General features: G+C 67.7%; 6 protein-coding genes and 2 pseudogenes. 4 read left to right on the top strand and 4 right to left on the bottom strand.

Annotation, left to right across the window (positions count from 1 at the left end; all coding sequences use genetic code 11):
- Window positions 1–109 precede the first annotated feature (109 nt).
- The 3 genes from ACWDTS_RS10320 to ACWDTS_RS10310 all read right to left on the bottom strand — a co-directional run bounded on the left by ACWDTS_RS10320 (window position 110) and on the right by ACWDTS_RS10310 (window position 5,222).
- A complete protein-coding gene (locus ACWDTS_RS10320; protein ID WP_450118101.1) occupies window positions 110–2,941 on the bottom strand; it encodes an FtsW/RodA/SpoVE family cell cycle protein in 2,832 nt (943 codons plus the stop codon).
- The gene (locus ACWDTS_RS10315; RefSeq protein ID WP_450118100.1) at window positions 2,928–4,178 is read right to left on the bottom strand and encodes a hypothetical protein; all 1,251 of its coding nucleotides are present in this window, start codon (window positions 4,176–4,178) and stop codon (window positions 2,928–2,930) included. The genes ACWDTS_RS10320 and ACWDTS_RS10315 overlap by 14 nt, the downstream gene beginning before the upstream one ends.
- A gap of 303 nt (window positions 4,179–4,481) precedes the next feature.
- On the bottom strand, window positions 4,482–5,222 hold the full coding sequence (locus ACWDTS_RS10310) for a hypothetical protein (RefSeq protein WP_450118099.1): 741 nt from the start codon (window positions 5,220–5,222) through the stop codon (window positions 4,482–4,484).
- A 110-nt stretch (window positions 5,223–5,332) separates the two neighbouring features.
- Here ACWDTS_RS10310 and ACWDTS_RS10305 point away from each other — a divergent pair, with 110 nt between their 5' ends.
- The 3 genes and pseudogenes from ACWDTS_RS10305 to ACWDTS_RS10295 all read left to right on the top strand — a co-directional run.
- Window positions 5,333–6,880, top strand: a complete 1,548-nt coding sequence (locus ACWDTS_RS10305) for an HD domain-containing phosphohydrolase (protein WP_450118098.1) — start codon at window positions 5,333–5,335, stop codon at window positions 6,878–6,880.
- A gap of 145 nt (window positions 6,881–7,025) precedes the next feature.
- The gene (locus ACWDTS_RS10300; RefSeq protein WP_450118097.1) at window positions 7,026–8,546 is read left to right on the top strand and encodes an aldehyde dehydrogenase family protein; all 1,521 of its coding nucleotides are present in this window, start codon (window positions 7,026–7,028) and stop codon (window positions 8,544–8,546) included.
- Window positions 8,547–8,923: 377 nt separating this feature from the next.
- Window positions 8,924–9,994 (top strand): annotated as a pseudogene (locus ACWDTS_RS10295) (GmrSD restriction endonuclease domain-containing protein); the annotation flags it as partial.
- 109 nt (window positions 9,995–10,103) lie between these two features.
- On the opposite strand, the gene ACWDTS_RS10290 reads toward ACWDTS_RS10295, so the two are convergent.
- Window positions 10,104–10,298, bottom strand: coding sequence for a hypothetical protein (locus ACWDTS_RS10290; RefSeq protein WP_450118107.1), 195 nt, complete (start codon window positions 10,296–10,298; stop codon window positions 10,104–10,106).
- Between the two features lie 41 nt (window positions 10,299–10,339).
- On the opposite strand from ACWDTS_RS10290, the pseudogene ACWDTS_RS10285 reads away from it, so the two are divergent.
- Window positions 10,340–10,492: pseudogene (locus ACWDTS_RS10285) on the top strand (DUF3761 domain-containing protein); the annotation flags it as partial.
- Between the last annotated feature and the right edge of the window lie 63 nt (window positions 10,493–10,555).

The raw sequence follows: 10,555 nt of genomic DNA, 5'->3' as shown, positions 1-10,555 counted from the left end.
ACACCCCCCCCCCCTCACCCTTTTCCCCACCCCCCCGCTCTTCCTTTCTCCTCCCCGCCCCCCTTTGTGGGTGTTTTCGGTAGCACCCGCTACCGAAACCACGCACGGGTCAGCGGGCCGGGGTCGTGCCCCGGATCTCCGCGAGGTAACGCTCGAGGAGGCCCTTGACCACCGGACCGGATGTCGCAGAACCGAATCCACCGCCGCGCACCAACGCCGTCACCACGACCTCGGGCTGCTCGGCAGGCACCACCGCGGAGAACCAGGCATTGAGGCCCTTCCCGGGCGCCGACGGGTCCTCCGCCGTGCCGGTCTTGGCAACAGCCGTCACCGGGAGGCTGGCGAGCTGGCCCGCGGTACCGGCCGCGGCGGATGCCCGCATCCCCGCGCGCACGGGACCGAGTTCGTCCGCGAAGGACAGCGGACGAGGCTCCGCGGTGGGAATGGGCACGGCGTCCGCCGGCCCGTATGCCGCCGCGAGCTGAGGTGTCACCATCGCACCGCTGGCGATGCCCGACGTCCAGCGCGCCACCTGCAGCGGGGTCGCGGTGACGGTGCCCTGACCGATGCCCATCAGCAGCGTCGACCCGGGATACCAGGTTCCGCCGATGCTTCCGACATTCTCCGGGGTGCCGAGGAAGCCCTCGGACTCACTCGGCAGATCGATTCCCGACCGCGTGCCCACGCCCAGCTCGGTGGCCGTCGTCGCGATGCGCTCGGGGCCGAGGAGGTCGGCGAGTTGGTAGAAGTAGACGTTGTCCGACCACTGGATCGCACCGAGCAGATTGTTTCCGGCCATCGGCTGCCAGTTCGCGAACGTGTGCCCGCCGTAGGTGTAGGCCGCGCCGCCCTGGAGCACAGTGTCCGGCGACAGTACGTGGTTCGCCGCGTTCGACGAGGCGACCACGATCTTGAAGGTCGAGCCCGGGGGCACGGCCGTCTGGACGGCGTGATTGAGCATCCGGCCCGGTCCCGGTCCTTCGGTCTGCGCCGCGATCGCGGCCAGGTCCGCCGGGGGTCCGTAGACGTTGTTGTCATAGCCGGGGACGCTGGCCAGCGCCAGGATCGCGCCGGTGCGGGCATCCATCACAACCGCCGCGCCGAGGTCGCCGCCGCTGCTGCGCACCGCCTGGGTTAGCGCATCGGTCGCGGCCTGCTGCATCCCGAGATCGAGGTACAGCCGCAGATCGTGGCCACGCACCGGATCCACCCGCTCCCCCGTGCCGACCGGACGCCCGGACGGGTCGACGTACACGCACTGCTTACCATCGGTGCCGCGGAGCAACGCGTCGTACTGCTTCTCCAGGCCCGCCTTGCCTACTCGTGATCCGAGCGGGAGGTTCGACCAGAACTGCATGTCCTCCTGGTCCGCGATTCCGACGTACCCGAGGATCGACGCCAGCACCGGCCCCTGCGGGTAGTACCGGCGTCCGGTCGGGTACACGAGCACCCACGGCAGGTGGGCGTCGACGATCAGCCGAGCCTGCTCGGGCCCGACTCGTGCAAGCACGACCTGCAGCTCCCCGTTGTCGCTCCGGAGTTCCTCCGCGAGCTGCTCGGGGGTGATGCCGAGCAGCGCCGCGAGTTGGTTGCGCACCGCCGGGTCACCCTCGGCGAACATGCGCGCCACCACCGCGACGGTGTACTCGGCGACGTTGACCGCGACCGGCACGCCGGTGCGGTCGAGGATCTGGCCGCGTTCGGCGGGCAGGCGGATGCAGCGCAGCATCTGCGTGTCGCTCGTCGCGCGCAGTTCCGCGCCCTGAGTGGTCTGCAGCTGCCAGGCGAACACCGACATCGCGACGAGCGATGCCGTCAGCGTCCCCGCACCCACAGACACGCCTCGCGGGAGCCGTCGCTTCGGCGGCTCGGTGGCCCACAGCGGCCGTGTCACGCCGTCGCGGCGTACCGCGAGCACCAATCCGATGGACACGAATCCGACAATCGAGGCCGTGCCCCCGTAGCTGAACACTGGAATCGGCATGCCGGTGTGCGGCAGCAGCGACAGACTCTGAGCGACCGAGACGGCAGTGTGGATCCCGAACAGTCCACCGATGCCCGCCGCGACGAGTGCTCCTTCCCGGGTCCGTGCTGTTCGGGCGGCGAGCACCGAGCGCCACACGATGACCACGACGGCCAGCACGACGGCGATGCCGGCGACGAGACCCCACCCGTAGACCAGGCTCGCGAAGGCCAGGTCGTGCTCGGACTCCGGCAGGTACTCGGCCCGCAGGTCGTAGTCCGGCTGACGCCCGAGACCCCACCATCCCGCGCTGCCGATCGCGATGTCCGCCTGCCACGCCGCCCAGCCCGACCCCTGCGGGTCGGCGTCGCGCGACAGGAACACGTGGATCCGTTCGAGCTGGTACGGGCGGAGGAACAGAACGGCCATGGGCAGCGAGAGCAGCCCGATCGCGAACAGCGGGGCCAGCTGCAGCATCGGCACCCTGGCCAGGATCAGCATGAGCAACACGGTGACCACGAGCACCACGGCGGTCGACAGGTCGGGCTGCAGCGCGACCAGCGCGATCGGCACGGACGCAACCAGCAGGACCACGACGAGCCTGCCGACCGTGTTCCCACGGGCCAGGATCGTGGCGGGAACCAGGACCAGGGCGAGCTTGGCCATTTCGGACGGCTGCAGAGTGAACAGGCCGAGGTCCAGCCAGCGCTGGGCACCCTTGGTCGCGATCCCCATCAGCGGCACCGCCACGAGCAGGACGACCGTGACGGTGAACAACACCCACCCGAACCGGCTCAGGGCGGCAATCCGCATGCGCGACGTCACCCACATCGCGCCGAGACCCACGGCGGCGAGAATCGCGTGCCGCACAGCGAGCGACGACATGCCCGTCGAGACCATGTTGAGCATGCCGAGAAGTACCAGTGCGACGGCCGCCGTGACGAGCCAGGGATCCGACTTTCGCCTATCCGCCTGCACGTGGGCTCCCGTCCGAACACGTAGCGTTCTCAGCGGGCACGTATACCGGTTCCGACGCGGCCGCTGCCGGGCCGGTGGTGACCGCGGCGACCGCAAGGGCGGAACCCGGCGGCAGGGCGACGTTGCCGATTCCGTATGCCGTCGGCGCACCCGGCGGAACCGGAACGGTGACGTCACTACCCGGCTGGACCACACCCGTGCATCGGTCGTACACGGTCAGATTCCAAGTCACCGCACCGAGATTCGCGGCGGGATCGACACCGACATCGACCCGCATGGTGCACGGGCGTCCCGGCTCGCAGGCGCCGTTGGCGAAGTTCGCGGCGACCCGCGTGATCGGTCCGGCTGCGCTCGGAAGAGCGGTGTCGACGGGACCCGGTGCGGTGCCCGGCCCGGCCGCCGGCGGCGGGGCTTCGGGTGCCGGTGGCGGCGGCGAGACCGGACTGATCTCGTCCGGCATCGACGAATCCACCGGGTCGAGAAGCGTGTGCCAACCGCGATTCAGCTCCGACCACGCCTTGGGAGCCGCCCACACCATCCCGATGAGCAGCAGCAGTGCGATCAGCACGAATACCGCTCGACGCCGCGACGGTCGTCTCTTCTTGCGATGCCACACCTTGCCCGTGGGTGGACGCCAGGTGTTCGAGGCGAGAGAGGACGCCTGGATCGGCCGGATCGGCACGTCCGACTGCTTCACCACCGGCGCCGCCGGAAGATCGCGTCCCATCACCGTCGAGACGAGCGCGGCGATCTGACGCCTCGTCCGCTCCTCCTCGCCCGGGTCGAATTCGGTTGCGGCAGCAGAACGGACACGCCGCACCAGGTCGTCCTCATCCGGGGATTCGGCGATCGCCTCGTTCAGGCGGTCGGCGAGTTCGGCACTGCGGCTGTTCGCCGCGATCCGTCGAAGCAGGTCCGCCACCGCATCGCGTATCTCGTCCCAGGATCTCGGAGTCCCGGCGCATTCGAGCGTGAGCTGTCCGCTGTCGGACACCTTCACGGCACCGCGTCTGAGGCTGGTCGGGTGGCGCTCCGGACCATGCGCGAGTTCGAGCTGATCGACCACATCCGTGATGAGCAGCGCCGCCTGCGCAGGCGTCAAGGTCGCAACCGCCAGCAGTCTTCCGAGGGTGACACCACCTCCACCGGAGTCGGCGTCGATTCGTGCGGCCGGCCCGGAGCGGGCCTCGACCGACTCGTCGTTCCTCGCGTGGTGGCCCAAGACTGCTTCGATCATCGCGCATCCCGAAAACGCAAGGCCGCCCGCAGTTTTCAACCAGATCGGAGCGGGCGGGCGGTGGACCTTATTTGTGCCTTTCTCGCTTGCCGTACTCTTGCCGAAATCCATTGTGTGTCATTTGACGTGGAGTTGCGCAGCTTTGGACCGAAACGTTGCGGCCTATCCGAGGAACAGTAGATTTCGCGTCGGCCGGCCCATTCCCACCGAGGTCGAGACCGTTACCGCAGGGAACGTTAATCGCCACTAGCCGAACGCCTCCGGCTACGCCTCGTCGTCGATCCGTGACCTACTCGATGGTATTCATCGGCCGCTCGGTGACTCCTCCTCTCGAGGACGAGCCGCGAAATGACGCTCGGCATCGAACGGCTCGAACCACGTCTGCACCGTCGCGAACAACCCGCGCTGCGGCAGCCGGAAGTCGCCGAACGCCGCCTGCTCCGGCAGCGGTCCGTCGGGACCGAGATCGAATCCGTCGACCACCGCGCGCACGGTGTGCGCGGTCCACAGCTCTCGCGGGTTGGCCCGGAACCACTGACCGTTCGGCATGTGTCCGGCGAGCCGGACCCGGCCGACGCCGAGCACCGGTCCCGCGACGCGCCCCATCGCCGCCAGCATCGCGGGACTGTGCCAGAGCGCGTCCGGCATGAGCCTGCACGCGACGTTCATGACGGTGGTCGCCGGGGACGTGTCCATCCGGAGATCCCATTCGAGCTCTCCCCCGGCCGTTACGTGCAGTCTGTTCGGACCGGTCCACTCGGCGCGGACGTCGGTCTGCTCGGTCCGGCTCAGTGCGTGGCCGACGAACCGAGGGCAGCTCAGTTCGGGCGGGACGTCGCTGTAGACGGTCCAGGCACCGGCCGAGTCACGGTGCCATACGGACGTGTAGCCGTCGCCGATGGAACTGGCAGGGAACCTGCGCAGCGCGAGGTAGTGGCCCTCGGCGAACGGGGCGCCGACCACCGCGTAGCCGGCGAATCGTTCTCCCGAGACTCGGGGCAGTTCACAGGACCGCTCGGCGGCCGACTGCGGGGTGATGGTCATGACGTCCTCCCAGAATTGCGGGTACGTCGATCGTGCGCCGCGCGCACCGCAGGGTCATGGGGCCGATGCCTCATCTTCCGTACCTATCTCTCCCCGGGGACACTGGGACGATGGCGCCCACCGGTGAGGGTCCGCGACGAGCCGAACTGGTCGCCGCGCTGTCCCTCGCGATCGACCTCGGTCTCGGTCAGCCGATGGAGCACATGCTCCGGTCGGCGCTGATCGCCACCCGCATCGCGGACCGGATGGGATTGAGCCCCGAGCAGCGGGCCGTCGTGTACTACGCGAACCTGGTCGCGTGGATCGGGTGCCACGCGGACTCGCACGAGCTGGCGCGCATGTTCGGCGACGACATCGCCTTCCGCGCCGACACCTACTCCGTGGACATGACGGGGCTGCCGTTCCTGCGCCTGCTGCTCAGTCACGCCGGGCGCGGTCTCCCCCAGGCCGAGCGCAGCCTCCGGGTCGCCGCGTTCCTGTTCACGGCGCGGCGGCAGATGTCCGAGCTCATCCGGTCGCACTGCGGGTCCGCGAGCGTCCTCTCCGATCGCATCGGGCTCGACCCCCAGGTAGGGGCGATGCTGACCTTCACGTTCGAGCGTTGGGACGGCGCCGGGCTTCCGGCCGGTGCACGGGGCGATGCGATACCCGTCGAGATGCACATCGTCCATCTGGCCGACGTCGCCGAAGTGCACCTGCGCGCCGGCGGGCCGACGCAGGCGGTCACCGTGGCACGGGAGCGCAGCGGAACCCAGTTCTGCCCGCGAGTGGTACGAACGTTCGATGAAGCCGCGGCCGAGATCACCGCGGGCGTACTCGAGCAGGATGCGTGGTCGGCGGCGCTGACCCAGGCACCGGATCGACACTACATCTTGAGCGGTCCCGAGTTGGACGAATTGTTGCGGGCGATGGCCGATTTCGTCGATCTCAAATGCCCTTTCCTGCTGGGTCATTCGAGACAGGTCGCCGATCTGGCGGCAGCCGCAGGCCGGCAGCGAGGGCTGTCCGACGCGGACGTCGACCTCCTCTACCGCGCCGGACTGGTGCACGGACTGGGGAGGATGGGTGTGCCCAACCAGATCTGGGAGAAGCCCGGACCGCTCACCACGGCGGAGTGGGAGCGGGTCCGGTTATATCCGTATCTCACCGGACGAATCCTCAGTCGCGTGGGCGGATTGGAATCGGTCGTCGCGCTCGCGCAGACGCATCGCGAACGGCTCGACGGCTCCGGCTACCCCAACGGGCTCCGCGGCGCCGACCTGAGCGTTCCCGCGCGGATACTCGCAGCCGCCGAGACCTATCAACGGCTACGCGAACCCCGGCCGCACCGGCAAGCACTCACTGCCGAGGACGCGGCCGCGCGGATGCGCCGCGACGCAGGAGCCGGAGGGTTCGACACGGAAGCGGTCGAGGCCGTGCTCGCTGCGGCCGGACACCGAACCAGGCGGCGAGCACCCTGGCCGGCCGGGTTGACCGGGCGCGAGGTGGAGGTGCTGCGACTCGTCGCGCTGGGTCACTCGAACCGGCAGATCGCCGCGGAGCTGAACATCACGCACAAGACGACGCGCAATCACGTCGAGCATCTCTACACGAAACTCGGTGTCCACAACCGCACCCAGGCCGGGCTTGCGGCCATCGACCTCGGGTTGTCTCGGTAGCTGCGGCCGTCCTTGATGAGGACGTGCTCCCCTGGACTGCCCGCAAGCTGCGGCGATAGGCTTCTTCTCGGCGCCGCATCGAGAATCCGCTCCCATTTGACCACGCCGCCCTCGGCCGACGTGATCTCGACGAAGGACGCTCGCCATGACCCACGATGTCTCTACGCCGTCGTCTTCCGACACTGCGGCCGCCGATTCCGACCGCACGTTCACCAGTCTCGACCCGCGTGACGGGTCGGTTCTCGGCCGGTACCGCATCATGGACGCCGCAGACGTCGCCGCCACCGTCGATCGCGCGCGCTCTGCCGCGCAGTGGTGGGGCGAGCTCGGATTCCGCGGCCGACGAGAGTTGCTGCTGGACTTCAAGAAAGCCATTGCCGCAGGGGCCGATTCGCTGGCGTCGCAGATCTCCGCCGAAACCGGAAAGCCGCACGACGCCGGGTACTTCGAGGTCATGCTCACCGTCGAATTCCTCGACTGGGCCGCGCGCAACGCCCAGAAGGTGCTCCGACCGCGACGGGTCTCCACGGCGATGCCGTCGATGAATCAGAAGGCGATCGTCGAGTATCTGCCTCTCGGGGTTGTCGGCGTCATCGGGCCGTGGAACTTCCCCGCCTTCACACCCATGGGCTCGATCTCGTTCGCCCTCGCCGCGGGTAATGCGGTGGTGTTCAAGCCCTCCGAGCTCACACCGGGCGTCGGCACGTGGCTCGAAAACACATGGAACTCCGTGGTTCCCGACCATCCGGTGCTCCAGGTCGTCACGGGCTTCGGCGAGACCGGCACATCCCTTGCACGATCCGGCGTCGACAAGATCGCGTTCACCGGTTCCGGTGCCACGGCGCGCAAGGTGATGGCGGTATGCGCCGAGACCCTCACCCCGATGATCGCCGAGTGCGGCGGCAAGGACGCGGTGATCGTCGCGGAGGACGCTGACCTCGACAAAGCAGCCGCGGCCGCGGCGTTCGGGACCGTCCTGAACGCGGGACAGGCGTGCGTAGGTGTCGAGCGCGTCTATGTTGCACAGCCGGTGTACCAGCAGTTCGTCGACAAGCTCACGGCCGCCCTCTCCCGGGCGCGGCCGGGACCGGACGACACCGCAACCTACGGACCGATGACCTTGCCGCGACAGGTCGATATCGTGCGACGGCACATCCTCGACGCCCTCGATCACGGCGCGACCGCGGTGATGGGCGGACTCGATTCCGTCCGAGATCGCTACATCGAACCCGTCGTCCTGAAGGACGTGCCCGACACGTCCGCAGCGGTTCAAGAGGAAACCTTCGGACCGACGGTAGTCGTCGAGCCGGTCCAGGACCTCGACGACGCCGTCGAGCGAGCCAACAACACGCACTACGGGCTGGGCGCGACGGTGTTCAGCCGCAACAAGAAGAAGGGGCTGCAGACGGCACGACGAATCCGCAGCGGCGCGGTGTCCGTGAACAGCTTTGGCGGCCCCGGGACCGTCCCGGCCCTGCCGTTCGGCGGTATCGGTGAGTCCGGGTTCGGCAGGATCCACGGTGCCGACGGCCTGCGTGAGTTCAGCCGGCCGCACTCAGTGACGGTGGAGCGGTTCCGGCCGCCGCTGAACCTGCTCACGGTCGATGCCTCCGAGCGGGACATGAAGATTGCGAAGCGGATGTTCCGGATGCGGCACGCGCGGTGATTCCGACTTCTTGGATTCTGCCTCGTTGAGCATTGATTTCTGATCCCAGACCCAAGAAAAGGTACTGGCCTGCAGGTTGCCCAGGCGCGAGATGACACGCCGAGACCAGTCGCTCGGGAAGGCTCCGCGGTCGCCGCCGGCTCGAACCACCCCCAAAGCGGGACGCACAACTACATCGAGCACCTCTTCACCAAGTCATCGCCCGGCTGTCGACGTAACGGAGGGCGAGTTCCCTCCGACACACCAGTACCGGCACAAAATCGCTTTCCACGCCGGACTCATGAAGAAGTCGGTAAATCGATGCTCCACTCCCGCCCTGTAACCATCCCAACCTCGGTGAGCACGTCTCTCTGCTACATGTCGAGGTGGATGTAGCTATGTCGAACACTCCACCTTCCGGCTGGTATCCGGACCCTGAGCGCCCCAGCGAGCGCCGGCGCTATTGGGACGGACAGCATTGGACGTCCGCGGTTACAGGAACCGCTCACACGCCTACATCGTCGCAGCCCGCACCGGCCACATCCACCTCCCTACGAACCCGCGGGCCCCGCACTCGCCGAGGCAAGCTTGTCGCCATACTCGCCACTGCACTCGGCGTCTTGATGACATTGGCAGGTATCGCAGGACCGCTCTGGGCCACGCTCGTGTTCGGACTGCTTGCTGCCGCGGCCGGAGTCATCTACCTGCGGGAAGACCGAAGTCGACCGGCTCGATACAAGTGGGCTGCGTGGGCCCTCATCCCGGCTTTTGTTGTCGTGGTCGCCACCTCTCCCGAGACCGTCCCGGAACAGGCCGCACCCAAGGCCGAACAATCTCCTACCGCTAATACGCCGTCTCTTACTACTACGACGTCGACTTCCCCGCCCCCATCGACCACGATCGAACCGCCGAAGCCACTGCCCGCGCCGGCGGCCTTCCCACTGGTCGATAGCGAAGGAGCCACGCGGGCCCTGGAGACGCTGACAACCATCCCCGTCCGCAGCGAAGCATCCACGACAGACTTCGACCCTTCGCGCTTCGGCGAACAATGGTCCGACGACGTAACCGTTGACGGTGGCCACAACGGATGCGATACACGCAACGACATTCTGCGCCGGGACCTGACGGTCGTAACGCTCGATCCTCAATCTGGCTGCACGGTCCGTACCGGGACCCTCGAAGACTCCTACACAGGTGACTCGGTTTCCGCCGATGACGTCGTCATAGACAACGTGGTCTCGTTGTCCGACGCTTGGCAGAAAGGCGCGCAGGATCTTGATACCAAGGTCCTGCAAGACTTCGCCAATGATCCTCGCAATCTCCAGGCAGTCGCACGTAGCGTCAGCACCGAAAAGGACGGTCGAGACGCGTCGGTCTGGTTGCCGTCGAACGATGAATACCGCTGCACATACGTAGCGCGTCAAGTCGAGGTGAAAGCGGCGTACCAGCTGTGGGTCTCGGTAACGGAACATCAAGCGCTGGAACAGGAGTTGCTTTCCTGCGGTGCGACTGCACCAACCACTACGGTTCCCGCGACATCCGAGCCTGCTCCTCAACCCACGCCGACCACCGAGCAGTTCACGCCTCCGCCCCCAGCACCACTCCCCTTGGTCGCACCTGCGCCCCCGGTAGTGCCTGCGCCTGCCCCAGCACCAGCGGCTGCACCTCCGCCTGCGCCCGCACCTGCACCTGCACCTGCACCTGCGGCAGCACCCCCTCCCCCGCCTGCCCCTGCACCCGCACCCGCACCCGCACCCGCACCCGCACCCGCACCCGACAGTGGCTATAGCGGTAGCTGCGGACCGAACAGCTACGTCAACGCCGACGGAAATTGCATTCCCGGACCGGTTCAAGCCCCCACGGCCCCTGCTGGCTCAACTGCTCGCTGCAACGACGGCACCTACTCATTCAGCCAGAACCGACGCGGCACGTGTTCAGGACACGGAGGCGTCTCGGAATGGCTGTAGTGATCCTTTCGACCATCGCTACGGCTGATTTTTCGACCATCCCTGACACGATGCGCGAGGTGA

The organism is Rhodococcus sp. NPDC003383 (genome assembly GCF_053589115.1).
The sequence above is the reverse complement of the archived record's forward strand: the minus strand, read 5'-3'. Positions and strand labels throughout refer to the sequence as shown.

Bases quoted from the DNA above. Each gene is read 5' to 3' on its own strand.
- ACWDTS_RS10315 (WP_450118100.1), bottom strand. From the start codon at position 4,178: ATGATCGAAGCAGTCTTGGGCCACCACGCGAGGAACGACGAGTCGGTC.
- ACWDTS_RS10310 (WP_450118099.1), bottom strand. From the start codon at position 5,222: ATGACCATCACCCCGCAGTCGGCCGCCGAGCGGTCCTGTGAACTGCCC.
- ACWDTS_RS10305 (WP_450118098.1), top strand. From the start codon at position 5,333: ATGGCGCCCACCGGTGAGGGTCCGCGACGAGCCGAACTGGTCGCCGCG.
- ACWDTS_RS10300 (WP_450118097.1), top strand. From the start codon at position 7,026: ATGACCCACGATGTCTCTACGCCGTCGTCTTCCGACACTGCGGCCGCC.